Annotated in this window: 23 protein-coding genes; 7 read left to right on the forward strand and 16 right to left on the reverse strand. The window is 68.2% G+C overall.

The features are described from left to right. Positions 1 to 9: 9 nt before the first annotated feature. The 6 genes from AC06E7_RS17775 to AC06E7_RS17800 all read right to left on the reverse strand — a co-directional run bounded on the left by AC06E7_RS17775 (position 10) and on the right by AC06E7_RS17800 (position 5812). Positions 10 to 1200, reverse strand: a complete 1191-nt coding sequence (locus AC06E7_RS17775; protein ID WP_217537305.1) for a 1-deoxy-D-xylulose-5-phosphate reductoisomerase — start codon at positions 1198 to 1200, stop codon at positions 10 to 12. A 2-nt stretch (positions 1201 to 1202) separates the two neighbouring features. Beyond that, positions 1203 to 2027, reverse strand: a complete 825-nt coding sequence (locus tag AC06E7_RS17780) for a phosphatidate cytidylyltransferase (protein WP_478065489.1) — start codon at positions 2025 to 2027, stop codon at positions 1203 to 1205. After that, entirely contained in the window at positions 2024 to 2794 is a 771-nt protein-coding gene (gene uppS / locus AC06E7_RS17785; RefSeq protein WP_068850479.1) for a polyprenyl diphosphate synthase, read from the reverse strand. Before uppS ends, AC06E7_RS17780 begins: the two co-directional genes overlap by 4 nt. A gap of 2 nt (positions 2795 to 2796) precedes the next feature. Next, positions 2797 to 3354 carry a ribosome recycling factor gene (frr, locus tag AC06E7_RS17790; RefSeq protein WP_068850481.1) on the reverse strand — a complete coding sequence of 186 codons (558 nt, stop codon included), beginning with the start codon at positions 3352 to 3354 and terminating at the stop codon, positions 2797 to 2799. Positions 3355 to 3459: 105 nt separating this feature from the next. Further along, complete coding sequence (gene pyrH / locus AC06E7_RS17795) at positions 3460 to 4188, reverse strand: UMP kinase (RefSeq protein ID WP_068850483.1); 729 nt, start codon at positions 4186 to 4188, stop codon at positions 3460 to 3462. Between the two features lie 124 nt (positions 4189 to 4312). Further along, positions 4313 to 5812: a GGDEF domain-containing protein gene (locus tag AC06E7_RS17800; protein WP_068850486.1), complete on the reverse strand. Its 1500-nt coding sequence runs from the start codon at positions 5810 to 5812 to the stop codon at positions 4313 to 4315. 275 nt (positions 5813 to 6087) lie between these two features. On the opposite strand from AC06E7_RS17800, the gene AC06E7_RS17805 reads away from it, so the two are divergent. Beyond that, positions 6088 to 6783: an AIM24 family protein gene (locus AC06E7_RS17805; protein ID WP_093533170.1), complete on the forward strand. Its 696-nt coding sequence runs from the start codon at positions 6088 to 6090 to the stop codon at positions 6781 to 6783. Between the two features lie 68 nt (positions 6784 to 6851). On the opposite strand, the gene tsf is transcribed toward AC06E7_RS17805, so the two are convergent. The 8 genes from tsf to AC06E7_RS17845 all read right to left on the reverse strand — a co-directional run bounded on the left by tsf (position 6852) and on the right by AC06E7_RS17845 (position 14622). Further along, entirely contained in the window at positions 6852 to 7730 is an 879-nt protein-coding gene (gene tsf / locus AC06E7_RS17810) for a translation elongation factor Ts (RefSeq protein WP_068850491.1), read from the reverse strand. 126 nt (positions 7731 to 7856) lie between these two features. Then, positions 7857 to 8663 (reverse strand): 30S ribosomal protein S2, encoded by an 807-nt coding sequence (rpsB, locus tag AC06E7_RS17815; RefSeq protein WP_068850494.1) that lies wholly within the window; start codon positions 8661 to 8663, stop codon positions 7857 to 7859. Between the two features lie 213 nt (positions 8664 to 8876). Continuing rightward, positions 8877 to 9593 (reverse strand): fimbrial biogenesis chaperone, encoded by a 717-nt coding sequence (locus AC06E7_RS17820; protein WP_478065490.1) that lies wholly within the window; start codon positions 9591 to 9593, stop codon positions 8877 to 8879. After that, positions 9572 to 9841 (reverse strand): hypothetical protein, encoded by a 270-nt coding sequence (locus AC06E7_RS17825; RefSeq protein ID WP_478065491.1) that lies wholly within the window; start codon positions 9839 to 9841, stop codon positions 9572 to 9574. The genes AC06E7_RS17820 and AC06E7_RS17825 overlap by 22 nt, the downstream gene beginning before the upstream one ends. A gap of 67 nt (positions 9842 to 9908) precedes the next feature. Further along, positions 9909 to 10943, reverse strand: coding sequence for a Csu type fimbrial protein (locus AC06E7_RS17830; RefSeq protein WP_478065524.1), 1035 nt, complete (start codon positions 10941 to 10943; stop codon positions 9909 to 9911). A gap of 2 nt (positions 10944 to 10945) precedes the next feature. After that, the gene (locus AC06E7_RS17835) at positions 10946 to 13279 is read right to left on the reverse strand and encodes a fimbria/pilus outer membrane usher protein (RefSeq protein WP_478065525.1); all 2334 of its coding nucleotides are present in this window, start codon (positions 13277 to 13279) and stop codon (positions 10946 to 10948) included. Between the two features lie 46 nt (positions 13280 to 13325). Further along, on the reverse strand, positions 13326 to 14081 hold the full coding sequence (locus tag AC06E7_RS17840; RefSeq protein WP_478065493.1) for a fimbrial biogenesis chaperone: 756 nt from the start codon (positions 14079 to 14081) through the stop codon (positions 13326 to 13328). Between the two features lie 7 nt (positions 14082 to 14088). After that, positions 14089 to 14622 carry a Csu type fimbrial protein gene (locus AC06E7_RS17845; protein WP_068850508.1) on the reverse strand — a complete coding sequence of 178 codons (534 nt, stop codon included), beginning with the start codon at positions 14620 to 14622 and terminating at the stop codon, positions 14089 to 14091. A gap of 259 nt (positions 14623 to 14881) precedes the next feature. Here AC06E7_RS17845 and map point away from each other — a divergent pair, with 259 nt between their 5' ends. From map to dapE, 6 genes are all read left to right on the forward strand, one after another. Then, complete coding sequence (map, locus tag AC06E7_RS17850) at positions 14882 to 15655, forward strand: type I methionyl aminopeptidase (RefSeq protein WP_478065494.1); 774 nt, start codon at positions 14882 to 14884, stop codon at positions 15653 to 15655. A 2-nt stretch (positions 15656 to 15657) separates the two neighbouring features. Further along, positions 15658 to 18297, forward strand: a complete 2640-nt coding sequence (locus tag AC06E7_RS17855) for a [protein-PII] uridylyltransferase (protein ID WP_426804329.1) — start codon at positions 15658 to 15660, stop codon at positions 18295 to 18297. Further along, positions 18297 to 19349 (forward strand): 2,3,4,5-tetrahydropyridine-2,6-dicarboxylate N-succinyltransferase, encoded by a 1053-nt coding sequence (dapD, locus tag AC06E7_RS17860; protein WP_068850514.1) that lies wholly within the window; start codon positions 18297 to 18299, stop codon positions 19347 to 19349. Before AC06E7_RS17855 ends, dapD begins: the two co-directional genes overlap by 1 nt. Positions 19350 to 19643: 294 nt before the next feature. Next, complete coding sequence (locus AC06E7_RS17865) at positions 19644 to 21212, forward strand: hypothetical protein (protein ID WP_478065496.1); 1569 nt, start codon at positions 19644 to 19646, stop codon at positions 21210 to 21212. 13 nt (positions 21213 to 21225) lie between these two features. Next, a complete protein-coding gene (locus tag AC06E7_RS17870) occupies positions 21226 to 21588 on the forward strand; it encodes an arsenate reductase (RefSeq protein WP_478065497.1) in 363 nt (120 codons plus the stop codon). Further along, positions 21585 to 22730 (forward strand): succinyl-diaminopimelate desuccinylase, encoded by a 1146-nt coding sequence (dapE, locus tag AC06E7_RS17875; protein WP_478065498.1) that lies wholly within the window; start codon positions 21585 to 21587, stop codon positions 22728 to 22730. Before AC06E7_RS17870 ends, dapE begins: the two co-directional genes overlap by 4 nt. Positions 22731 to 22866: 136 nt before the next feature. Here the strand turns inward: dapE and AC06E7_RS17880 are convergent, their stop codons facing one another. Both AC06E7_RS17880 and AC06E7_RS17885 read right to left on the reverse strand, forming a co-directional pair. Continuing rightward, complete coding sequence (locus AC06E7_RS17880) at positions 22867 to 23550, reverse strand: pentapeptide repeat-containing protein (RefSeq protein WP_478065499.1); 684 nt, start codon at positions 23548 to 23550, stop codon at positions 22867 to 22869. A 72-nt stretch (positions 23551 to 23622) separates the two neighbouring features. Beyond that, complete coding sequence (locus tag AC06E7_RS17885; protein ID WP_478065500.1) at positions 23623 to 24495, reverse strand: tetratricopeptide repeat protein; 873 nt, start codon at positions 24493 to 24495, stop codon at positions 23623 to 23625. Between the last annotated feature and the right edge of the window lie 92 nt (positions 24496 to 24587).

Genomic DNA, 24587 nt, shown 5'->3' on the forward strand with positions numbered 1-24587 from the left:
GAGGGGCATTCAGGCGTGGTCGATGGCGGCTTGGGTGATCTGGCGGGCGTGCTGGTCGGCGGCCAGCAGGCCCTCCAGTGTATCGGCGGACGCGGAAGGCAGTGTTGAAAGAGCGTTAGCCACCAGCCCTGGAATGGCTAGGAAAGCGATCCGCCCCTGAAGAAACGCTGAAACAGCTACTTCATTGGCCGCATTGAGTACTGCCGGGGCAGTGCCGCCGGCGGCCATCGCCTGCCAGGCCAGGCCCAGACAGGGGAAGGCGTCGGTGTCGGGGGCCTCGAAATCCAGCCGTCCCTGGCTCAGCAGGTCCAGCCCGCCCACCCCGGATTCGATCCGGTGCGGCCAGCCCAGGCCCACCGCCAGGGTGGTGCGCATGTCCGGCAGGCCCATCTGGGCGAGGGTGGAGCCGTCGACGAATTCGACCAGCGAATGCACCAGGCTCTGCGGGTGCACCAGCACGTCGATGCGCTCGCCGGGGATGTTGAACAGGTGGTGGGCCTCGATGACCTCCAGCCCTTTGTTCATCAACGTCGCCGAATCCACCGAGATCTTCGGGCCCATCGACCACTTCGGGTGGGCAACTGCCTGGGCCGGGGTGACTTCGGCCAGCTCGGCCCGGCTGCGCCCGCGGAAGGGGCCGCCGGAGGCGGTGAGCAGGATCCTGCGCACGCCGGCCTGGTCCAGGCTGGCGTCGCGCGAACGCAGGCACTGGAAGATGGCGCTGTGTTCGCTGTCGATCGGGATGATCTCGGCCCCGGCGGCGGTGGCGCGCTGCATCAGCAGCTCGCCGGCCAGGACCAGCGATTCCTTGTTGGCCAGCAGGATCCGCTTGCCAGCGCCGGCGGCGGCCAGGGTCGAGGACAGGCCGGCCGCGCCGACGATGGCGGCGACCAGGGTGTCGCATGCGTCGCTGGCGGCCAGCTGGTCCAGCGCGGCGGCGCCCGCATGCGCCTGGGTGTCCAGGCCGGCGGCGCGCAGGCCATCGCGCAGATCCGCATACAGCGCTTCGCTGGCGATCACCGCATGCGCGGGCCGGTGGAGCGCGCACAGCGCGACCAGCGCCTGCACCTGGGTGCCGGCGGCCAGCACGGTGGCGCGGTAGCGGTCCGGGTGGCGCGCGATCACGTCCAGCGCGGATGCGCCGATCGAGCCGGTGGCACCGAACACGGCGACCCGGCGGGGGGCGGTAGTGCTCTGCATGCTCAGAATCCGAAGACTTCCTTGCCCAGCGCGAACACCGGCAGCGCGGCCAGCACGCCGTCGATGCGGTCCAGCACGCCGCCGTGGCCCGGAATGATGTGGCCCGAGTCCTTGGCGCCGGCATGGCGCTTGAGCAGGCTTTCGTACAGGTCGCCGAGTACCGAGGCGAACACGGCGACCACCGTGGTGATGACCAGGCCGAGCACGTGCCCAGGCGCGACCCCGGCGATCCAGCCGAACACCAGGGCCACCAGCAGGCCGGCCAGCATGCCGCCGCCCAGCCCTTCCCAGGTCTTGTTGGGGCTGATGCGCGGGGCCAGCTTGGTGCGGCCCAGGGTGCGGCCGGCAAAGTAGGCGCCGGAATCGGCGGCCCAGACCACGGCCAGCGCGGTCAGCAGCCACAGGTGGCCCTTGTCGCCGCTGGCGTGGATCAGCACCAGCGAGGCCCAGGCGGGCACGATGGCGAGGGTGCCGGCCAGCAGTTTGAGCGACCGCGCCGGGCTGCCGGGCTCGGCGCCGAAGGTGAAGAAGCGCAGCCACAGCAGGGCCAGCAGCCACCAGCCGATGCCCACCAGTGCGGCGATCTGGTACAGCACCAGCGTGCCGGCGTCGGCCCACACGATGAGCACCATCAGCACCAGGTTCAGCACCAGCAGCACGGTGCGGGCCAGGGTGTCTTCGACGTCGGCCAGCTTCAGCCATTCCCACAGGCCGATCAGGAACACGGCGGCGGCGGCGGCGGCCAGCCACTGGGTGGGCAGCAGCAGGATCGCGGCGATGGCGACCGGCGCCATGATCAGCGCGGCGATGACTCGGGTTTTGGTCATGGGGTGGACGTCTCGGTGGCCAGGGCGGCGATCTGGGCGCTGGTCAGGCCGAAGCGGCGTTCACGTGCAGCGTAGGCGTCGAGCGCCTGCTGCAGGATGGCGGCGTCGAACTCGGGCCACAGCACCTCGGTGAACCACAGTTCGGTATAGGCCAGCTGCCACAGCAGGAAATTGCTGACGCGGGTGTCGCCACCGGTGCGGATGAACAGATCCGGGGGCGGCAGGTCGGCCAGGGCGACGCGGCTGCCCAGCAGCGCTTCGTCGATCTGTTCGGGCAGCAGGCGCCCGGCCGCGACCTCGGCGGCCAGTTCGCGTGCGGCCCTGGCGATGTCCTGCCGGCCACCGTAGCTGGCAGCGATGCTCAGGGTCATGGCGGTATTGCCGGCGGTGCGTTGCTCGGCCAGCTGCATGCGGCTGACCAGCCCGGCACCGAAGCGCTCGCGTTCGCCGATGAAGCGCACGCGCACGCCGCGGCGGTGGAGTTCATCCACCTCGCGGTCCAGTGCATTGAGGAACAGCTTCATCAGTGCGTCGACTTCGTCGCTCGGCCGGCCCCAGTTTTCGCTGGAGAAGGCGAACAGCGTGAGCGCGGCGATGCCACGCTCCAGGCAGAAATCGATGGTGCGGTTGACCGCGCGCGCGCCGGCCCGATGGCCGATCACGCGCGGACGACGGCGCTTCTGCGCCCAGCGTCCGTTGCCATCCATGATGATGGCAACGTGGCGGGGCACGGCGGCGGTGGAGCTGCTGGTCGGGGCCTGGGTCATGCTCAGACCGCCATCAGTTCCTTTTCCTTTTCGGCAACCACACTGTCGACGTCCTTGATGGACTTGTCGGTCAGCTTCTGGATGTCGTCTTCGCCGCGCTTCTTGTCGTCTTCGCTGATCGACTTGTCCTTCAGCAGGGCGGCGATGGCCTTGTTTGCATCCTGGCGGATGTTGCGGATGGCGATCTTGGCGCCTTCGCCTTCCTTCTGCACCTGCTTGCCAAGCTCGCGGCGACGCTCTTCGGTCGGCGGCGGCAGGTTCAGGCGGATGACGGTGCCGGCCACGTTGGGGGTCAGGCCGAGGTCGGAGGCGTAGATCGCCTTTTCCACGTCCTTGATCATGCCCTTGTCGAACAGGGTGATGACCAGCGAGTGGCCTTCGGAGACGCTGATCGAGGCGACCTGGTTGAGCGGCGTGTCGGTGCCGTAGGCCTTGACCGTGATCCGGTCCAGCAGGGCCGGCGAAGCACGGCCGGTGCGGATGGAGGTCAGGGTTTGCTTCAGAGCATCGATGCTCTTTGCCATGCGCGTCTGCGCGTCCTGCTTGATTTCGTTGAGCATCGCCCGAATCCTGGGTGTCACTGGGAATCGGGCGATTATAGGCGAAATGGGGTGAACCAAGGTCCGCGCTGAACGGGCGGGTGCCGGCCGTGGCCGGCGCGCCGGTCAGGTGGCGTCGCGGCCGCGCACCAGGGTGCCGATGTTCTCGCCGTGCAGGATCTTCAGCAGTTCGCCCGGCTGGCCCATGTCGAACACGCGCAGCGGCAGGTCGCTGTCGCGGGCGAGGGCGAAGGCGGCGGTGTCCATCACTTCCAGGCCACGGCGGATCACTTCGTCGTAGGTCAGGCTGTCGAAGCGGACCGCATCGCTGTGCTTGTTGGGGTCCTTGTCGTACACGCCGTCGACCTTGGTGGCCTTGAGCAGCAGGTCCGCGCCGATCTCGATGGCGCGCAGCGCGGCACCGGAATCGGTGGTGAAGAACGGGCTGCCGACGCCGGCGGCGAAGATCACCAGGCGGCCCTTTTCCAGGTGCCGGATGGCGCGGCGGCGGATGTAGTCCTCGCACACGTCGTTGATCTTGATGGCGCTCATCACCCGGGCCTTGGCGCCCAGCTTCTCCAGCGCGTCCTGCATGGCCAGCGCGTTGATCACGGTGGCCAGCATGCCCATCTGGTCGCCGGTGACGCGGTCCATGCCGCCGGCGGCCAGGCCGGCGCCGCGGAAGATGTTGCCGCCGCCGATGACCAGCGCCACTTCGGCACCGGCCTGCTGGGCTTCGATCACTTCGCGCGCCAGGCGGTTGATGACCTTGGGGTCGATGCCGTAGTCCTCATCCCCCATCAGTGCCTCCCCGGAAACTTTCAGCAGGATGCGGCGATAGGAAAGATTGGACATGGTGGCCTCTGGATGCGTGGAAAACGCGGGAATTCTACTGGATGCGGCGGCACTCGGCGTGGAAAATCTGCTGCACTGCGGCGCAGCCCTGCCACGGCGGTGGATCGCCGCTTCCTGACTCCATTCAGGCCGTGGCGGTCCCCGGTGAACGCGCAATCACGCGGTTGCGCCCCAGGTTCTTGGAACGGTACAGCACGTCGTCGGCGGCCTTCAGCAGGTCCTGAACATCGGCGAAACGCTCATAGCCGCCCTGGGTGGCCACGCCGGCGGAGAAGGTGACGAACAGCGGGCCGTCGGCCACCTCGGCCATGGGGGTGTTGACGATGCTGGCCAGCACCCGGCGCACCACGTCCAGCGCCACCAGCTCGGTGGTGTTGGGCAGCAGGGCGATGAATTCCTCGCCGCCGAAGCGGGCCACGGTATCGCTGTTGCGCAGGTGTTCCTGCAGCTGGGTGGCGAACTCGCGCAGCACCTGGTCACCGAGCAGGTGGCCGTGGGCGTCGTTGATCTTCTTGAAATCGTCCAGGTCGATGAAGGCCACCGACAGCGGCCAGCCGTGCCGGGTGGCGCGCAGGAACTCCTGTTCCAGCACGGCCTCGAGCTGGCGGCGGTTGAGCACGCCGGTCAGGGCGTCGCGGTGGGCCTGTTCGGCCAACCGGTTGGCGCGTGCCTCGAATTCGTCGGCGCGCTGGCGGGCCAGGGCGGCATCCTGCATTTCGCGCAGGTTGCGCAGCGTCGCCAGCTCCTGGGCATGGTCGATCAGCTGCTGCACGCGCGCAGGCGAAATCAGCGTGGTCTCGAACAGGGCGCTGATCTCGGGCAGGGCTTCGCCGATCCGGGCCAGCACCTGGTCGAACTGCGCGCTGTCCAGCTTGAGGGTCTCGTTGACCTGCTGCAGGGCATGTTCGCGGGCAGCATCGGCGTCGGCGCTGAGCCAGATGTCGGCAACCGCGCCGGACAGGGCCACGCAGGCCTGGAAGTTGTCCTCGGCCGCGGCCGGCGATTCGCTGCGGGCGATGGCGTCCACCAGGTAGCGCGGCAGATCCCACTGTTCGGCCATCCACGCGCCCACCTCGGCATGGGTGCAGTCCAGGTGCTCACGTTCGAGGGCGATCAGGGCCTCGTTGTCGCGGGCCTGGCGCAGCAGCGGCAGGTAGCGCTCGGGCTCGCTCTGGGCCAGCACGAGCACGCCGATGTCCTGCAGCAGGCCGGCCAGCATCAGTTCTTCGGCCTTGCGCAGGCCGCGGGCCTGGCCGAGCAGGCTGGCCGCCAGCGCGCTGAGGATGCTGCGCCGCCAGGCGCGCTCGCGCACGTCCTGGCCCTGGCCGGGGGCGGTCAGGTCCTGGGTGACGGTGAAGCCCAGGGCGAGGCTGACGGTGGCGTTGAGCCCCAGCATGGTCAGTGCCTGGCCGAGGTTCTCGATCCGGCGGCGGCTGGCATACAGCGGCGAATTGGCAATGCGCAGCATGCGCGCGCTCAGCGCCATGTCGATGGCGATGACGTCGGCGGCCGTGGTGATGTCGGTTTCCGGGTCCTGCGCCAGTTCGATGATGCGCAGGGCAATACCGGGCGGCGAGGGCAGGTTGCGGCAGAGCGCCAGGGCGGCTGTCAGCTCGGGAGGCATGGCGGAAATACTGAGGTGATGTGGCAAGAATACATGGTGTGCGTCACAGATTTGAGTGTTGGTGCTTGCGTTGTGGGAAATGTTGCCTGCGACAGGTGGGGGTCGAGGTGCCTTTCGATGCAAAACCAACGGGCAGATCGTGCGGCGGTGGGGCAATGAGCTCTTTGGTACCACATCCGCTGGCGGATGGGGGAGTGGCACGAGTGGCGTCCGCTGCTGCAATGCGGTGGGTGGCGCGGGTACCATGCGGCCTCCAATGAAAAAGGATGGACCCCATGGCCGTAAAGTCGCTTCAGGAATTCCTCGCCAGCACGCACGAAAAAGATGTCAGTGCGGATGCATTCGAGCTTGAGAGCCCGCACATGCTGGAGATACGGGTGAACGGCATGGTCTGGGCCAAGGCCGGTTCGATGGTGGCGCGCAAGGGGGCGGTGAAGTTCACCCGCCAGGGGTTGCTGGAGCAGGGGCTGGGCACGCTGCTGAAGAAAATGGTAAGCGGTGAGGGGCTGCAGCTGATGAAGATCGAGGGGCAGGGGCGGGCCTACCTGGCCGATGCGGGCAAGCAGGTCACGCTGCTGCGGCTGGCGGGCGAGTCGATTTTCGTCAACGGCAACGATGTGCTGGCCTTTGAGACGGGCATCGAGTCCAGGATCACCATGATGCGCAAGGTGGCAGGCATGCTTTCGGGCGGGCTGTTCAACATGCGACTGAGTGGGCACGGGATCGTGGCGATCACCTCGCATTACGAGCCGCTGACGCTGCCGGTGACGGCGCAGGGTGGCCCGGTGTTCACCGACCCGAACGCAACGGTGGCCTGGTCGGGCTCGTTGACGCCCGAGATCGTCACCGACATTTCGCTGGGTACGCTGGTCGGGCGCGGTTCGGGCGAAACCCTGCAGCTGCGCTTCGCCGGCGAAGGCTGGGTGGTGGTGCAGCCGTATGAGGAAGTTTCGTTCCAGGCGAAGGGCTGAGGGTCGCTGGCCACAAAAAAAGCCCGGCTTGCGCCGGGCTTTTTCGTGTCATCGCTTGAGGCGATGGATCAGGCCAGGCCGGCCTGCTTCATCACTTCGGCGGCGTAGTCTTCCACCACCTTCTCGATGCCTTCGCCAACAGCCAGGCGCTTGAAGCCGATCACGTCGGCGCCGGCGGCCTTGACCACCTGCTCGACGGACTGGTCGGTGTTCAGCACGTACGGCTGGCCGTACAGGGTGACTTCGTTGACGATCTTGGCGATCTTGCCGCTGATGATCTTCTCGAGGATGTCGGCCGGCTTGGACTTGTCCTTGTCGGACATCTTGGCCAGTTCGATTTCCTTTTCCTTGGCAACGAACTCGGCCGGCACGTCGGCAGCCTTGTTGTGCGGCGGGTTCATGGCAGCCACATGCATGGCCAGGCCACGCGCCAGCTCGGCGTCGCCGCCGGCCAGTTCAACCAGCACGCCGATGCGGCCGCCGTGCACGTAGGCCGCGACGTTGTTCGACGATTCCAGGCGGACGATGCGACGCACGTCGACCTTTTCGCCGACCTTGGCAATGACCGCAGCGCGGGATTCTTCGACGGTTTCGCCCGACGGCAGCTTGGCGGCCTTCAGCGCATCGATGTCGGCAGCGCCCGAGCTCAGCGCGACCGAGGCAACGGCCTTGGCGAAGTCCAGGAAGTTGCTGTCCTTGGCGACGAAGTCGGTTTCGGAGTTGATTTCGACCAGCACGGCCTTGTTGCCGTCCTGTGCCGACACGATGATGCCTTCGGCAGCAACGCGGTCAGCCTTCTTGTCGGCCTTGGCCAGGCCCGACTTGCGCAGCCACTCGGCCGAAGCGTCGATGTCGCCGCCGTTTTCGGTAAGTGCCTTCTTGCACTCCATCATGCCGGCGCCAGTGCGCTCGCGCAGTTCCTTGACCAGGGAAGCAGTGATTTCCACGGGAATTCCTCACGAAAGAAAGGGGTTGGGCCGGCATCGTGGCCGGCCCATGTGACAGCATCCTGTCATCGCGCCAGTGGCAGCGGACAGGAGCGGTGGACGCCAGGCGCCCACCGCGGGCCTGGATCAGGCCTGGGCTTCGCCCTTGTCGGCAGCAGCCTTCTTGGCCGGAGCGCGGCGGGCCGGCTTGGCTTCTTCGGCAGCCGGGGCGTCGGCGAACTCTTCTTCACGGACGGTGGCAGCGTGCGGAGCGGCAGCCTTGCCTTCCAGCACGGCGTCGGCAGCAGCGCGGGCGTACAGCTGCACGGCACGGATGGCGTCGTCGTTGCCCGGGATCGCGTAATCGACCAGTTCCGGGTTGTAGTTGGTGTCGACGACAGCGATCACCGGGATGCCGAGCTTCTTGGCTTCCTTGATGGCGATGTCTTCGTGGCCGATGTCGATGACGAAGATCGCGTCCGGCAGGCGGTTCATTTCCTTGATGCCGCCCAGCGAGGCTTCCAGCTTGTCACGCTCGCGACGCAGGCCCAGCACTTCGTGCTTGACCAGCTTGTCGAAGGTGCCGTCGGTTTCGCCGGCTTCCAGTTCCTTCAGGCGGGCAACCGACTGCTTCACGGTACGGAAGTTGGTCAGGGTGCCGCCCAGCCAACGCTGGTTCATGAACGGCATGCCGCAACGCTCGGCTTCTTCGCGGATCGACTCGCGGGCGCTGCGCTTGGTGCCCAGGAACAGGATGGTGCCGCGCTTCTGCGCGACGCTGGAAATGAAGTTCATCGCGTCATTGAAGAGCGGAACGGTCTTTTCCAGGTTGATGATGTGGATCTTGCCGCGGGCGCCGAAGATGTACTGGCCCATCTTGGGGTTCCAGTAACGGGTCTGGTGGCCGAAATGGACGCCGGCTTCCAGCATCTGACGCATGGTGACCTGGGGCATTGCAATACTCCTGATAGGGAACCGGCCGCCACGGGTGATAGAGGGCGGTCCGCCGCAAGGCGGGGGGTTCCGGGGTTTGGCTTCCCTGTCGCTTCCGTGTCCGAACTCCTCGCGGAGCACCCCGGCACGGATATGGGCGGCAGGTGTGGATTCACCGGTGACGTCCGGTGTTGACGGGTTTCCTGCGCACAGGGCGCGAAGAAATCCGGTCGATTATAGCCCGGGCAGGCGGTCCGGCGCAATTGGCGGGCTGGCGGCCGGGATGTCGGCCGGTTCCGCGTCGCCGATCCGGGCCCGGAAACGGCCCCCGGCATAGGCTGTGGCGGGGCCGGGCAGGGCCCACAGGCGGGTGCTGCCGGCCAGGACATAGCCGGCCAGCTCGGGAAGCAGCAGCGTGGCGCGTCCGTCGGGGCCAATGAAGGTCAGGTCCGCCAGCCGCGCGTGGCGGGTGCCGCCATTGTAAAGCGCCAGCAGCGCGTGGCCGGCAGCGTCGCGCAGGTCAGCGGACAGGGCGGGCGCCGGGCGCGGCTGCGGCCCGGCCACGAACACCGGCAGCGACACCTGCAGCGGCGGGCTGCCGGGGCCGGCCCGGAGCACCAGCCGGTAGCCCTGTTCAGCGGTGGGGGCGGCGCCGATCCGGACCACCCGTACCCGCTGCCGGGCGTTTGGTGCCAGCGCCAGCCGGGTCGGGCTCACCACCACGTCCTGCGCCGGGGTCAGGCGTTCGGCGTCGGCGCTCTGTTCCCACCGGTACAACCGCGCCTGGCCCGACCACGGCTGCGCCGTCTCGTTGTGCAGCCACAGTTCGGCGTCCTGCTGGTCCGGGCGCAGCGCAACCCGCAGCGGGGAAATGTCCAGCGCCTGCGCGGCGGCCGGAGCAAGCAGCGCCAGCAGCAGGCAGGCGCGGATCAGAAGGTCAGGGTGAGCCATGGCCGGCGGGCGTCTTCGTCGTCTTCGTCCGCCGGGGTCAGCTGCTGCACCTGGGGCGGGGCCGGGATTTCCTCGTCGCTGCGTCGGTGTGCGCTGCGGCAGCTGGCACGCGCTGCGTCTGCGTCCAGTGCGCACGCCTCCACGATCCGCAGGCGGACCTGCAGCGGCGCATTGGCCGCGTTGGCGGCAGACAGCAGGATGGTCAGCGCCACGCAGATGGCCAGGCGGGCGCGGCGGCGTCGGTTCATCCGGATCGGCAGCGGGGGGTCGTTGGGATATCGGCCCGGCGCTGGCGGTCTTGAGGGGGCGGCCGATTCAGTAGGTGATCGTCACCTTGATCTGGTCGCTGTAGCTGCCGGCGGCCACTGCGCCGACCGTGGGCGGTGCACGCCCATACACGGTCAGGGTCTGGGCGCTGCCGGTCCCCGTGCCCGAGACCAGGTCCACGTTGGCGGTGCTGCCCCAGCGCTGGGTGCGGGTGCTTTCGCGGTAAAGCGCATAGGGAATGAAAAAGGCCGGGTTGGTGGTGTGCCGCATGCGCCGCACGCTGCCGTTCGCGTACAGGCCGTTGTCCAGCGCGATGGTGTAGGCGGTGCGGTTGAGGCAGGTCAGGCCGATGGTCGACGTACGGTCGATGTTGGCGGTGATCGTGCCGGCACTGGTGCCGAAGTCCATGTCGGTAGTGACGTAGGCACTGCACTGCGGCAGCACGGTGGCGGTGACCGTGAACGGGAAGCCGCCGGTGGCGGTCTTGTGCCCGCTGACGCCGGTGGCCGTGGTGCACGCCGCCGGCGCGGTGGCCGTGCCCAGCAGGACCTCGTTGTAGGCATATTCCAGGCGGACGTCGGCACCACTGAACGCGGTGCTGTAACTGCCGGCCGCCAGCGTCTGGCTGGCCGGGATGCGACCGTAGATGGTCACGGTGACCGCGCCGCTGCCGCCGGTGAGCAGGGGCACCGAGTAGTTCAGGTCCACCACCTGCGGCCCGGGCGAGGTGCCGGGGGTCAGACCCCATATGGTGCTGTAGGCGGCGCTGGTGAACAGCTGGAAGCTGAGCGGATCGGCGGTGGTGTTGGTCATCCGCCGCAGCGGTGAAATGGCCACGCCGGTGCTGCCCACGCCGATGCCGATGCAGGCGCGTACCGACGCCGTTGCCAGCAGGCTCAGCGCGGTGGTGTTGCAGGTGATGGTGAACGTGGTGGTGGTGAAGCTGGGCGCAGCGGCGGCGTTGCCGATGTTGCCGAAGGCGGCCGTGACCGGGGTGGTGGTGGTGCAGGTGGTGTCGGCGCGGGCCACGCCGGCGCCCACTAGCCCGGCCAGCGCCAGCAACCCCCCCAGCAACAGGCGCAGGCTCATGGCCCGGCTCCGGCCACGCAGCGCAGCGGCCCCAGCCGCAGCGCGGCGCTGCCCGGCGCCGGGCTGACCGGCACGCGCACTTCGCAGCGCCCGTCATCGGTGTCCACCTGCAGCACTGCCTGGGCCGGCAGATCTTCAAGGTAGACCTCGCCGTCGTAGCCCACCGTCGCGCTGCGCTGGTCCGGCAGCCGCACCTGGCTGCCGGCGGGCACGGGCCGGTCCTGCGCGTCGTGCAGGACCAGTGTGATGGCGCGGGTGCGGCGCAGTCCGAAGCTCACCCCCAGCCCGGCGCTCTGCCGCGGCGTCACCAGCGTGTCCACGCGGTCGGCACGCATGTCGGCCGGCAGCTCCAGGGTGTCGATCGAAATCCGGTTGCGCTGCCAGGACAGCAGCGGGGTGACCAGCAGCATGCCGTCGTCGTCGGTCACCCCGATCACCCGGTTTTCCAGGCGGACCGGTACGCCGCCCACGCCGTTGGTGGAGACCACCGCGAACGCGTCGGGTACCTCACGTGCGGCGAACAGGTGCCCGCCCATCCAGACCACGCTGCCGCTGGCGTTGGCATAGGCGAAGTTGGCATCGCCCTGGCGCGCCGCGCCCAGCGAGTAGCGGCCCACCCGGTTCAACCAGCCGGCTTCGACCAGCCCGCCGGTGCCGTCGTCGCCCTGCCGGGCCTGCACGCGCCAGCCGTAACCGCCCTGGCTGCCATCGCCGGGCACCGGCTGGGACACATCCACCGTGTACAGATTGCGGTCGCCATTGCGCTGGGCGGTCAGGTTGCTCTGGCGGTTGTTGCCCAGGCTGGCCGACAGCGACAGGTACACGCTGCGATCGGCGTTGTCGTCCAGGTTCTGGTTGAACGAGGCGTAGGCCGACCAGCGTTCGGAGAACGTGCGGTTCCAGAACACGCTCGCGTAGCGGCGGTCGTCGCCATCAGGGTAGGACAGGCGCAGGTAGCTGGCGCTCAGCGAGCCCAGCCGGCCCAGGCTGGCACCGGCGGTGACCTGGTCGGTCACGTCCGGTGGCAGCGCACCCTGCAGGCTGCCCAGGTCCTGGAAGTCGCCATGCGTGCGGCGGGTGGCGGCGTTGAGGTTGAACACCCGGTTGTTCCAGCTGTACCCCAGCGCCCATTGGCCTCCCTGCAGACCGTCGCGGCGGCTGTGCGCATAGGACGCGTTGACGACGCCGGCCTGGCCCAGCTGCCACCAGCCGCCGGCGCCGGCGCTGGCCACGCCACCCCCGCCTTCGGCATGCAGTTCGGCGGTGAAGCGGTTGCTGACCCCGCGCCGCCAGGTGGCGCTGCCCACGATGGCACTGTCGTAGGCGAACGAGCGGATGCCGTAGTCGCGACGCATCCGGCCGACGCCCGCCGACCAGTCCGAGAGTCCTTCAGCCAGCAGCTGCTGCGTGCCATAGAAGGCAAAATCCAGGGTCTGCATGCGGCCGTAGGCATCGGTGATCACCACCTGCGCATTGCCGGTGCCGCTGATGCCCGGCTGCGCGGCCAGCTGGAACGGCCCCACCGGCACCTCGCCGTTGTATTGGCGCAGGCCGTCGACATAGAGCTCGACGTTGGAGGGCACCACGGCCTCGCCCAGGAAGCTCGGGGTGGGGGTGAGCACACGGTAGGGCTGCAGGCCGTAGTTGCGCCCGATCTGGATGCCGCCCATCCGCACCGGGCGGCTCCAGTCAACGAAGCCGCTGAAGAAGTCACCGACAGTCAGGGTCAGTGCGTTGTCGGGAAAATCCAGCTGCCACGCACTGTCCAGGCGCACGCTTTCACCGCGCCAGTCGCTACGTCCATCCTGGTAGGTGCGCAGCAGCTGGCTGCTGCGCAGCACGCCGCGGCCCATGCCGAACACCCGCCATTCGGTGGTGACCGCCAGGTTGCCGGCGTCCTGGTTGTGGCTGGCATAGACGTCGTAGTTGAGCAGGGCGCCAGGCGAGGCGCTGGCCGTCGGGGTGCTCTGCGTGGCGGCCCCCACTTCGGTGACCGGCAGGTTGAGCTGTTCCAGCGGGATTTCCAGCGCCAGGGTCTGCAGGGAGGCGTCGTAGCGCATCACCAGGCCGCTGAGCTGGTCCAGTGCGACCGGCGCGCCGTCGGGCGCGGCGAAGCCGAGCTGGCGCAGCACGGGCGGGTCGGCGCGCAGCTGGCCCGCCAGTTCGGTGAACGGCAGCAGGCCGCGGGGGCTGCCGTTGAGGGTGACGTCCAGGTACAGGGTCTGCGGTGCGGTCAAGGGCGTGGGCGCCGGCAGCATCACATCATCGGCGGCCCCCGGTTCGGCGCTGGCGGCAGGCAGTTCGGCCGCCCATGCCGGTGCGCCCGGCATTCCAGACGAGACCGCGCCGGCAGCCAGGGCGACGCGCACGCAGGCCTCAGCGAGCCGGTGGCGTCGGGGACAGGGGCGTGGCTTGCGCGCCGCCATTGATCTTCGCCGATAGCGTGGCCCCGGCCAACCGCGTCGCAGGAATATCCAGCGGCCAACGCATGGTCTGGCCGCTGAGCACGTAGCCGATCAGGCCGGGCTGGAAGACCTGCGGGCGATCCGGCGGACCTACGGCCAGATCGGCCAGTTGCGCATAGCCATCGCCACGGTTGTGCACTTCCAGCACCACCTTGCCATCGGGCTGGACACGCACGCTGCTCTGCAGCTCGGGCTTGCCTGCGGCGCTGCCATCGGGCTGGATGAACACCGGCAGCGAGTAGCGCAGCACGAACTGCATGCCCTGGCGGTTGGGGTCCAGCGTGGGCACCTCGTCGACGATGACCCGGTACGACAGCTGTGCGTCGGGCGCTTCCGGCTGGGCGCGCACGACGCGGATCAGCTGCTGCTGTCCGGCCGCGAGCGACTGCATGGGCGGGCTGACCACCAGGTCTGACGTGGGGTCGAGCTGGTCGCGGCCGTCGCGCTGGGTCCAGCGGAACACCCGGGCCTGCACGCTTACCGGGGCCGACCCGCTGTTGCTGACCCACAGCGCTTCGGCGTTCTGGCGGGCGCCGAGCTGCAGCGAGGTGGGCGCAACCTGCAGGCTGGCGGCCCACAGGCCAGGCATGCCAAGCACGACCAGCAATGCACAGGCGCAGACGGCCGCCGTGGAGCGCGATGCGCGCCCCCGTTCGAGTGCTGACATGGCGGCCTCAGTACGAGATGGTGGCGGTGACCGTGTCCTGGTAGGTACCGGTGGCGGCGTTGTTCACGCTGGGATTGGCCACCTGGCCATAGATCGGGTACGCCTGCGCCAGGCCGGTCCCGGTGCCGGCCACCGTGTTGGTGCCGGTGGTCGCGCCCCATACGTTTGCACGGCCCGCATCGGAATACAGCTGGTACCCGACGAAGTTGTTGGTGGTCACCGCCGCATCGGTGTTGCGCATGCGCCGGGTGGTGACGTCATTGGCGGTCGCGGCGTTGGAGCCGGCATTCAGCGCGATGGTGTACGGCGTCAGCGCCGAGCACTGCGCAGTGACCGAGCCCTGGGCGTTGGACGGGGTGGTGGCGGTGGACAGCGCCGTGCCGAAATCGACATCGGTCGCGGCGGCCGCGGTGATCGTGCAGGCCTTGGTGATGATGATGCGCACGTTGAAGGTGGTGGTGTCGGCCGCCATAGCGGGCGATGCCAGGGCCACCAGGCCAAGGCTGAACAGCAGGGGACGCGGGGCGCGAAGGAATCGCATGGTCTTCTCCTTGGACGGGGGTCCTGGATGAACGAATCGATGCCGGCGTACTGCAGGGGGAGGGCGCCAGGGGCGGCGCTGACCCCCTTATAAAAGCGATGTTGTAGGGGGGGTGTGAGGAAAACTGGCCGGTTTTCACAGTTTTTCCGTTCCCAGCCCGCCCAAGCCCTGCCGCTGTGGGGCTTCGACCCGAACGCGGGCTGTCAGCGTTCCAGTCCTTCCCGTTCAGAATGGTCCCGGATCGGCGATAATGGGTGCCATGAGCGTGAATCTGAAAACCCCCGAGGAAATCGAACTGATGCGCGTCGCCGGCCGCCTGGCCAGCGAAGTGCTCGACATCATCACCCCGTACGTCAAGCCGGGCGTGACGACCGAAGAGCTGGACCGCATCTGCCACGACCACATCATCAACGTGCAGAAGGCCACGCCGGCCAACGTCGGCTACCGTGGCTTCCCGAAGACGGTCTGCACATCGGTCAACAACGTCATCTGCCACGGCATCCCCAGTGAAGCCAAGGTCCTGAAGGACGGCGACATCGTCAACATCGATGTCACCGTGATCAAGGACGGCTGGCACGGCGATACCAGCCGCATGTACTACGCCGGCACGCCGTCGACGATGGCCAAGCGCCTGGTCGACACGACCTACGCGGCGATGTGGGCCGGTATCCGTGCGGTGAAGCCGGGCGCGACGCTGGGCGACATCGGCCACGCGATCCAGTCGCTGGCCGAAGCCGAGCGCTTCAGCGTGGTCCGCGAGTACTGCGGGCATGGCATCGGCAAGGTCTACCACGACGAACCGCAGGTGGTGCACTACGGGCGTCCGGGCCAGGGCCTGGTGCTGCAGCCGGGCATGACCTTCACCATCGAGCCGATGATCAATGAAGGCACCCGCTACAACAAGGTGCTTCCCGATGGCTGGACCGTGGTCACCAAGGACCGCAAGCTGTCGGCGCAGTGGGAGCACATGATCGCGGTCACCGAGACCGGCGTGGATGTGCTGACCCTCTCGCCCGGCGAATCGCAGGTCTGAGCATGTTGCCGGCGAGCCCGACCCTGGACGCGCCGGCCGACGCCGTCGCCGACCCCGAGTGGGCGGCGGAGGCTCGCCAGACCCTGCAGCAGGCCGACGCGCGCCTGTATCGTCGCTTCGACCAGAACGACAACATCGAGCGTCTGCTGGCGCTGCGGGCCCGCGCTGCCGACCATCTGATCCGGCTGGCCTGGCAGCGCTGCGTGCCGGCCGATGCCGGGCTGGCGCTGTTTGCGGTGGGCGGCTACGGGCGCGGTGAGCTGTTCCCGCGCTCGGACATCGACCTGCTGGTGCTCGGCGCGCCCGAGGCGCAGCGTCGGCATGAAGCGGCCTTGGCCCGCCTGTTCGCGCTGCTGTGGGATTGCGGCCTGCCGGTCAGTCATGCAGTGCGGTCGGCGCAGGAATGCGTGCAGGCCAGCGCCGACCAGACCGTGCTCACCGCCTTGATCGAATCGCGCCCGCTGGTGGCCGACGAGGCGGCACGCCAGGCGCTGAAGCAGGCCGTCAACCGCGAGGGCCTGTGGCCGCCGCGCGAATTCTTCCTGGCCAAGCGCGACGAACTGCTGGCCCGCCACCAGCGATTCGGCGACACCGCCGACAACCTGGAACCGGACATCAAGGATGGTCCGGGCGGGTTGCGCGATCTCAATACGCTGGGCTGGATGGCACTGCGCGCGTTCGGCGTGCGCGAGCTGGAAGCGCTGGTCGGGCTGGGACACCTGGGCCCCGATGAAGCCGCTGCATTGCGCCGTGAGCGCTGCGCGCTGGCGCAGCTGCGGTTCGGCCTGCACCTGGTGGCCAACCGCCCGGAAGAGCGCCTGCGCTTCGATTACCAGAAGACCCTGGCCGCGCGGCTCGGCTTTGCCGACGACGTGGAGAGCCTGGCGGTCGAGAAGATGATGCAGGGGTTCTACCGCAGCGCCACCGTGGTGCGGCGGATCAGCGACCGCCTGCTGCAGCGCTTTGAAGAACAGTTCGACGGGGAGGCCGTGCCCGAACCGGTCAGCGTGGGCTTTTCCTTGCGCCGCGGCTACCTGGCCGCCAACGACCCGCAGTGGCCGCAGGGCGATATCGAGCAGGTGTTCGCGCTGTTCTCCAGCTGGGCCTACAACCCCGACGTGCGTGGTCTGCACTCGCTCACCGCGCGGGCCTTGGCCGAAGCGCTGGCAGAGCTGCCGGCGTACACCGAGGCCAGCACTGCCGCGCGCGAACAGTTCATGACCCTGCTGCGCAGCCCGCGCGCGGTGGATACGCTGGCACGCATGGCCCGCCTGGGCGTACTGGGACAGTGGATTCCCGCCTTCGCCCAGGTGTCCGGGCGCATGCAGTTCGACCTGTTCCATGTCTACACCGTCGACCAGCACACCTTGATGGTGCTGCGGAACATCGGCCTGTTCGCCACCAGCCGCGCCGACGAGCGCTTCTCCATCGCCCACGAGGTCTGGCCGCGGCTGCGCAAGCCGGAACTGCTGCTGCTGGCCGGGCTGTTCCATGACATCGCCAAGGGCCGCGGCGGCGACCATTCCGAACTCGGCGCGGTGGATGCCCGCGACTTCTGCCAGGCGCATGCGCTGAGCGGTTCCGATACCGACCTGGTGGCCTGGCTGGTCGAGCAGCACCTGCGCATGTCGGTCACCGCGCAGAAGCAGGACATCTCCGACCCGGACGTGATCCACCGCTTCGCCACGCTCGTGGCCAGCCGCGACCGCCTCGACTACCTGTACCTGCTGACCTGCGCCGACATCGCCGGCACCAGTCCGAAGCTGTGGAATGCGTGGAAGGATCGGCTGCTGGCCGACCTGTACTTCGCCGCGCGCCGGGCGCTGCGCGATGGCCTGGAAAACCAGATGCCGGCCGCCGAGCGCGTGCTGGAGGCGCGCGAGAGCGTGCGCGCGCTGGTGCGCGAGCGCGGTTACGACGACGCGACCATCGACCGCCAGTTCACCGTGATGCCGGATGAGAGCTTCATCCGCCTGCGCCCCGAGCAGCTGGCCTGGCAGGCCGCCGCGCTGGTGCCGGTCAAGCAGGGCCAGACCCTGGTCAAGGTGCGCCGGATCACCCCCGACGACGATGCGCTGGAAGTGTTCGTGCACTCGCCCGACCGCGACGGCCTGTTCGCTGCGATCGTGATGACCCTGGACCGCAAGGGCTATGGCATCCACCGGGCACGCGTGCTGGATGGCCCGGTGGACACCATTTTCGATACCTTTGAAGTGACCCCGGCCGACAGCTTCGCCGATGGCGATGCACCGCGGCTGGAAGCGGCGCTGCGCGAGGCGCTGGCCGGCGACCTGTCGCGGCTGCGCCCGTCGCGGCGGGTAGTGCCACGCCAGCTGCGCCATTTCCGCTTCGCCCCGCGCATCGAATTCCGCGATGCCAACGACAACGACACCGGCGGCACCCGCTTCAGCCTGGTCGCACCCGACCGCCCCGGGCTGCTGGCCGATGTCGCCTTCGTACTGCGCAACCAGGGCCTGCGTGTGCATGACGCGCGCATTGCCACCTTTGGCGAACGCGCCGAAGACATGTTCGTGATCAGCGATGAGCACGACCACCCCCTGACCGAAACCGCCCGGCAGCAGCTGCATGACGCCATGCTGCGCTGCCTGGACCCTGATCGAAACGCCGGAGACCCCCACTGATGGCCACCAAGCCTGCCAAGAAGACTGCCGCCAAGACCGCGGCGGCCAAGAAGACCGTTGCCGCTGCCCCGGCCGTGAAGAAGACCGCTGCGAAGAAAGCCGCGCCGGCCGTGAAGAAGGCGCCGGTAAAGAAGACCGCGGCCAGCAGTGCTGCGGAAACGGCGGCCAAGCGCGCCGAGAACATCGCGCGCAAGTCGCTGCGCAAGCCGGCCACCCCGGGCGTGGAAGAACTCAAGTTCGGCATCGAAAGCGCCTTCGAGCGCCGCGCCACGCTGACCCTGCATGAAATCGAAGGTTCGACCAAGCCGCTGGTCGGCCGCGTGATCGATGGCCTGGAAACCGGCGAGTTCCGCGTGGCCGAGCCGGATGGCCACGGTGGCTGGAAGGTCAACGAGTGGCTGAAGAAGGCGGTGCTGCTGTACTTCCGCGTGAATGACATGGCGGTGGTCGACGCGCGGCCGGCGCCGTTCTGGGACAAGGTGGAATCGCGCTTCGCCGGCTTCGATGAGGCCAAGTTCCGCCGGGCCGGCGTGCGCGTGGTGCCCGGTGCCATCGCGCGCCGCGGCAGCTACTTCGGCAAGGACGTGGTGCTGATGCCCAGCTTCACCAACATCGGCGCCTACGTCGGCGAAGGCACCATGGTCGATACCTGGGCCACGGTGGGCTCGTGCGCGCAGATCGGCAAGCACTGCCACCTGTCCGGCGGCGCCGGCATCGGCGGCGTGCTCGAACCGCTGCAGGCCAGCCCGACCATCATCGAAGACCATTGCTTCATCGGTGCACGTTCGGAAGTGGTGGAAGGCTTCGTGGTCGGCCACCACAGCGTGATCGGCATGGGCGTGTTCCTGGGCCAGAGCACCCGCGTGTACAACCGCGCCACCGGCGAGATCAGCTACGGCTCGGTGCCGCCGTACAGCGTGGTGGTGTCCGGCCAGCTGCCGTCCAAGGACGGTTCGCACTCGCTGTACTGCGCGGTTATCGTCAAGCAGGTCGACGCCAAGACCCGCAGCAAGACCAGCGTCAACGAGCTGCTGCGCGGCCTGGCCGACTGATGCGGTGACGCAATCGGGGCATCGCCACGATGCCCCGATGACGCTTTCACCGCGCGCTGTGGTGCGGCTTCGCAAACGCGGTCACAGCTTGACGCACGCATCGCCCAACGTCCGTGCTCGCGTGCCTATGCTGCGCTTCCCCAAGCAGAAGGCGCTTCCGTGGAAAACGTCAGCAATGCGGTGTCGGTGATCCACTATCCGATTCAACCGCTGCCGCAGGTCGCTGCGGGTCGTGCAACGGTCGACAGCGCGATTCTACCGACTGGCATTTACAACCTTCCGGGCTTCGCCGGCATGCCCAACGTGCCTGCCGGCGAATATGGCGTGCGCCTGACCCAGGCCGACTACGTCATTTCTGCGCTGTATCAGAAGATCGTGAAGCACGGTGATCTGTCCTCGATCGACGCGGACCTGGATACGATCGCGCGCGTGATGTCCGGCAGCGTCGGCTTTGGCGACACCGAAGACGAACAACGCGCCTCCAACATCTACATCGGCAAGGCGCTCAACATCCTGTGCCAGCAGGTGCGCCGTACGTCCGGGCCGCCCTGCGATGGAAATCGTCTGCTGCGCGCGACCCAGCGCTGCGTTGAAACGATCCGGGCCCGCCAGGAGTTCACCCTGGAAAACGCCAGTGTGATGATGTTCCACCTGGGGGAGCTCATCAACCATCCGCCTCTGCAACGCTGCTGCAGCGCGACGATCACCGACCACCTGGCCCCGATCTTCGAAACCCTGCTGCGGCAGCATCCGATCCACGCCATCGAGGGTGCGACGCTGGCCTTCGGTCTGGTCAGCGCGCTGCGCGCGTCCGAGCATCTGATGACGCGACCGCAGGGCGCGACCCTGCCACGCCCCGCCGCCGACAGCCTGTTGTTGACCGTGCCGTCGCTGTTGGAGGCGCAGCCGGATCTTCTGCTGGGGTGGGAAAGCCGGACCCTGGCCCTGGTGGCCAAATACGGTGTGCAGTACCTGCGGCGGCTGGCGCAGTTGAGCCGGGGCCGCGGGCGCCTGGTCCAGGGCAATGCGCTGCAGATCAACGCAGCGCGCGTGCTCAAGCCGATCATCGAGGAAGCCCGCCAGCCGTCGCGGCGGATATGGGACCAGCGCGATGGCGATTACCGCGGCCTGGGCCAGGACAAGCAGCTCCGGGACTACCTGGCCTATGCCACGCATTACTACTGCCGGTGGCTGACGCAGCAGCCGGAATGGGTGCAGTCGCGGTTGACGCTGCAGGAGGCGCCGCGCCAGGTCGCCGACAACCCGGCCAATGGCCGCAGCTTTGCCAACGTGGTGCAGCGGGGCAGCGGCGTGGCGACATTCACAGAGCAGGCGTATCCCGTCCCCGCACCGTTCGTCGCAACACCAGTGCGCCGGCCGCGGTCCACCGAGATTACCCACCTGGAACCCCCCAGTGCGCTGGCCCGGTTCAGCCAGGCCGCCGGCGATCTGGTCCGGCTCGCCGAGGACGCAGACCGCTTCGACCGCGAAGACGCGGTATCGGCCACCAACGCATTGATCGTTTCGATCGAGGCGGGGCGGACCGCCTTGAACGACGCCTCCCGCGTGCAGATGCTGCTGGACATGGACGCGGTGTGCATGCGCCTGTATGCGGCCGATCCGTTCGATGCTCCGCAGTACCGGTGGCAACTGTCCAGCATGCGTGGCTTCCTGTCCTCGCAGCTGGCGCTGCTGGTGGATCGGGAAGGACGCCCGCTGATGGGGACCGACGTGCCGTTCGACTCCGGCCTGTCGTCGTGGCAGCGCTCCCTGCTCACCGAACTCAACAAGTACGATGCATCGTCTGACCTGGATGCCGGAGCCTCGGCAGGGCAGGGCTATACTGGAAGCCAGTACCCATGACCCACTGTCGGCAATGACCACCACCGTTTACGGATTGAAGAACTGCGATACCTGCAGGAAGGCCAGCAAGTGGCTGGACCGCTTCCAGGTGCCGTACACCTTCGTCGACTACCGCGACGTCAAACCCAGCCCGGAAACGCTGCTGGACTGGGCCGCCCAGGCCGGTGGGTTCCCGGCGCTGGTCAACCGTTCCTCCACGACCTGGCGGCAGCTGCCTGAGAACCGCAAGGCGGCGGCCTCCGACGCGGAGTGGAAGCTGCTGCTGCGGGAGTATCCGCAGCTGATCAAGCGTCCGGTCGTCGTGAGCGCGGACGGCGTGATGAACCAGGGCTTTTCCGACAACGGGTTCAAGCAGCGGTTCGGAGTGGGCGCGTGAACGACGTTGTTGCACTGACCTGCGACCTGATCGCCCGGCCGTCGGTGACGCCCGAGGATGCCGGCTGCCAGGCACTGCTGGCCGGGCGCCTGCAGCAGGCCGGCTTCACCTGCGAACACCTGCGCCTGGGCGAGGTCGACAACCTGTGGGCCACGCACGGGCAGGGCGCCCCGGTGCTGGTGCTGCTGGGCCATACCGACGTGGTGCCGAGTGGACCGGCCGAGGCGTGGACCAGCGATCCGTTCGATCCGCAGATCCGCGACGGCGTGCTGTATGGGCGCGGCGCGGCGGACATGAAAGGCAGCGTGGCCGCATTCGTGGTCGCGGCCGAACAGTTCGTCGCCGCCCATCCGGACCACCCCGGCACGCTGGCAGTGCTGCTGACCAGCGATGAAGAAGGCGATGCCATCGACGGCGTGCGCCGGGTCGCAGACCTGTTCCGCGAGCGCGGCCAGAAGATCGACTGGTGCATCACCGGCGAGCCGTCCTCCACCGCCGTGCTCGGCGACCTGCTGCGGGTTGGCCGGCGCGGCAGCCTGTCGGGCACGCTGATCGTCCAGGGCGTGCAGGGTCACGTGGCGTACCCGCACAAGGCGCGCAATCCGATCCACCTGGCCGCTGCGGCGCTGTCCGAGTTGACCGCGCGGCATTGGGATGATGGCTTCGAAAGCTTCCCGCCGACCAGCCTGCAGGTGTCCAACATCCACGCCGGCACCGGCGCCAACAACGTGATTCCCGGCGAGCTTCAGGTGCTGTTCAACCTGCGCTACAACCCGCTCTGGAACGCGCCGAAACTGGAGCAGGAGATCACCGCGCTGCTGGACCGGCATGGCCTGGAGTACCGGCTGAAGTGGCACCGCAGTGGCGAACCGTTCTACACCCCCGAAGGTACCCTGCGCGGGGTAGCCCGCGAGGTGCTGGGCGAATTCGCCGGCGCTGCGCCGGAAGAGAGCACCGGCGGCGGCACCTCGGACGCGCGCTTCATCGCACCGCTGGGCGCACAGTGCATCGAAGTGGGGCCGGTCAACGCCAGCATCCACCAGGTGGACGAGAACGTGTCGGTGGCCGACCTGGAGAAGCTGCCGGAACTGTACCGGTGCCTGATCGAGCGCCTTCTCACCGAAGGTAGAGCCGACTGTTAGTCGGCTGCTCTACGCGCGCCGATGGTGGAGCCGACTGTCAGTCGGCTGCTCTACGCGCAGACCCAAGGTCCCCGCGGCGGCCGGCAGCCGACTAACAGTCGGCTCTACCCTCGGCGCTACCTTCGGCTCCGCCGGATCAGGCCACGATCAATCCAAACGTGGCCAGCGCTGCGCCTGCCTGGCGCTGTGAAATCACCGCCTTCCTGAAGTGTTTGCTGTCCATCACGTTGAGCCCGGTGATATCAGCACCGCGCAGGTCGGCGCCGTCGAAGCGGGTCAGGCGAATCTGCGCGTTGCGCAGGCTGCCGCCCTCGAACACGGCATCGCGGAAATCGCAGCCGGACAGCTCCGCATCGGAAAAATCCATTCCCTGCAGCGTGGCCTTGCGGAACGACAGCCCACGCAGGTCCGCACTGACCAGCAGGCAATCGCGGAACTCCAACGCCCAGCCGGTCACTTCCTGCAGGTGCGCGCCGGTCAGCTTGCAATCCTCGAACCGGACCGATGACAGTGTGGCGCGGCGCCAGTGGCTGTTGTTCAGATCGCAGTGCGAAAACACCGCATCGCTGAGCAGCGCCGAGCTGAAATCGCACTCGCCGCCCCGGCATTTTTCCCAGCGGCTTTCCTCCAGCGAGGCGGCCAGCCAGGACGTGCCCGCTACCGAGCAGCGGGTGAACTGGAAACCGTCCATGTCCAGCCGCGAGAAATCGGCATTGTCGAAGCGGCAGTCCTCGAACACGGCCGCACGCGGATGCGCGGCGACGATGGCCTGCATGCGGGCGCGGGAGAGGGTTTCATCACGGAACGTGGCGGTACTCATGCCGCCCATTCTGGGCGAAGCGCGCGCCCGCCGGCAGACTTGAAGGTCGCCGGCGAGTGTGTACAGCCCGGTTCAATCAAACGTCCAGAACGCCGGTTGGATGCCCTTGCGCCAATACGATTCACCGGCAAGGAAGAACTTCTGTGCCTCGGCCTTGGCAAACCATCCGGCGGCCGCCGCCTCATCCCGCGGCACCCCCGGCGGCGCACGGCCCAGGAGCAGGCCCGTGAAGTACTGGCCGAACACGTTGCCCTGCAGGGCGGCCTTGCGGTACCACTGCAGCGCCATCGCAGGGTCGCGTTCGATGCCCAGGCCCATGCCCCTTTCGTAAAGCGCGCCCAGGTCCACCTGGGCCTGCGCATCGCCGCGCGCAGCGCGCCGCTGGATGTCGACCACCAGCGGGTGCAGTGCACCGGCTTGCGGGGCAATCGCGGCGGGCAGACCCGAACTGCTGGTCGAATAGCGCTGGTAAACCGTGGCGCGCAGGTCCCAGCGCAGTGCTGCGGCGGCGTGGCCACGTTCGCGTTCGAATTTTGCAAGCGACAGCATCGCGCCCGGACTGCCGTGGTTGGCCGCAGCGAGGTACCAGCGCCCGGCCCTGCGCGGCGACGCGCGCAGGACCGGGGGCGGCGTGTCTTCAGGGCGTCGTCCGGTATACATCGCACCGCTGGCCCAGATCCGCCCCAGCGCTTCTTCCGCAATGGTATTGCGGAAACTCCAGGGCGTCGCGGCCGCAGCGCGCTCATGCCAGTCCAGCGCCCGGCGGTCGTTCCAGCGTTCGTAACGTTCGGCCAGCTCCAGCATCCCCTCGATGTCGCCGCGCTCGGCGGCGATGAGCCACTTCACTTCGGCATCGCTGGTCGGGCGGTTGGGGGCGGTGGTGCAGGCGGCCAGCGCCAGCACCGCCAGCGCGGAAAGCGACAGGCGGAAACGAAGGGGATTCATCCGTGAGTTCCAGGAGGCAGGCGTGGATTATCCGGGACGGGGCACGTCAGGGGCTGAATCGGTTGCGCCCGCAACAGTTGCGCCACGGCCAG

The sequence above is a fragment of the Stenotrophomonas sp. Steno-Z4 genome, from assembly GCF_056393145.1.

Excerpts from the sequence above, each read along its gene's own strand:
- uppS (WP_068850479.1), bottom strand. The coding sequence starts at position 2,794 with ATGACCCAGGCCCCGACCAGCAGCTCCACCGCCGCCGTGCCCCGCCAC.
- AC06E7_RS17820 (WP_478065490.1), bottom strand. The coding sequence starts at position 9,593 with ATGGCTCACCCTGACCTTCTGATCCGCGCCTGCCTGCTGCTGGCGCTG.
- AC06E7_RS17800 (WP_068850486.1), bottom strand. The coding sequence starts at position 5,812 with ATGCCTCCCGAGCTGACAGCCGCCCTGGCGCTCTGCCGCAACCTGCCC.
- dapD (WP_068850514.1), top strand. The coding sequence starts at position 18,297 with ATGGCCACCAAGCCTGCCAAGAAGACTGCCGCCAAGACCGCGGCGGCC.
- AC06E7_RS17840 (WP_478065493.1), bottom strand. The coding sequence starts at position 14,081 with ATGTCAGCACTCGAACGGGGGCGCGCATCGCGCTCCACGGCGGCCGTC.
- frr (WP_068850481.1), bottom strand. The coding sequence starts at position 3,354 with ATGCTCAACGAAATCAAGCAGGACGCGCAGACGCGCATGGCAAAGAGC.
- AC06E7_RS17865 (WP_478065496.1), top strand. The coding sequence starts at position 19,644 with ATGCCCAACGTGCCTGCCGGCGAATATGGCGTGCGCCTGACCCAGGCC.
- AC06E7_RS17870 (WP_478065497.1), top strand. The coding sequence starts at position 21,226 with ATGACCACCACCGTTTACGGATTGAAGAACTGCGATACCTGCAGGAAG.
- AC06E7_RS17825 (WP_478065491.1), bottom strand. The coding sequence starts at position 9,841 with ATGAACCGACGCCGCCGCGCCCGCCTGGCCATCTGCGTGGCGCTGACC.
- AC06E7_RS17780 (WP_478065489.1), bottom strand. The coding sequence starts at position 2,027 with ATGACCAAAACCCGAGTCATCGCCGCGCTGATCATGGCGCCGGTCGCC.
- AC06E7_RS17775 (WP_217537305.1), bottom strand. The coding sequence starts at position 1,200 with ATGCAGAGCACTACCGCCCCCCGCCGGGTCGCCGTGTTCGGTGCCACC.
- pyrH (WP_068850483.1), bottom strand. The coding sequence starts at position 4,188 with ATGTCCAATCTTTCCTATCGCCGCATCCTGCTGAAAGTTTCCGGGGAG.
- AC06E7_RS17835 (WP_478065525.1), bottom strand. The coding sequence starts at position 13,279 with ATGCCGGGCGCACCGGCATGGGCGGCCGAACTGCCTGCCGCCAGCGCC.
- AC06E7_RS17855 (WP_426804329.1), top strand. The coding sequence starts at position 15,658 with ATGTTGCCGGCGAGCCCGACCCTGGACGCGCCGGCCGACGCCGTCGCC.
- AC06E7_RS17845 (WP_068850508.1), bottom strand. The coding sequence starts at position 14,622 with ATGCGATTCCTTCGCGCCCCGCGTCCCCTGCTGTTCAGCCTTGGCCTG.
- map (WP_478065494.1), top strand. The coding sequence starts at position 14,882 with ATGAGCGTGAATCTGAAAACCCCCGAGGAAATCGAACTGATGCGCGTC.
- AC06E7_RS17885 (WP_478065500.1), bottom strand. The coding sequence starts at position 24,495 with ATGAATCCCCTTCGTTTCCGCCTGTCGCTTTCCGCGCTGGCGGTGCTG.
- rpsB (WP_068850494.1), bottom strand. The coding sequence starts at position 8,663 with ATGCCCCAGGTCACCATGCGTCAGATGCTGGAAGCCGGCGTCCATTTC.
- AC06E7_RS17880 (WP_478065499.1), bottom strand. The coding sequence starts at position 23,550 with ATGAGTACCGCCACGTTCCGTGATGAAACCCTCTCCCGCGCCCGCATG.
- AC06E7_RS17805 (WP_093533170.1), top strand. The coding sequence starts at position 6,088 with ATGGCCGTAAAGTCGCTTCAGGAATTCCTCGCCAGCACGCACGAAAAA.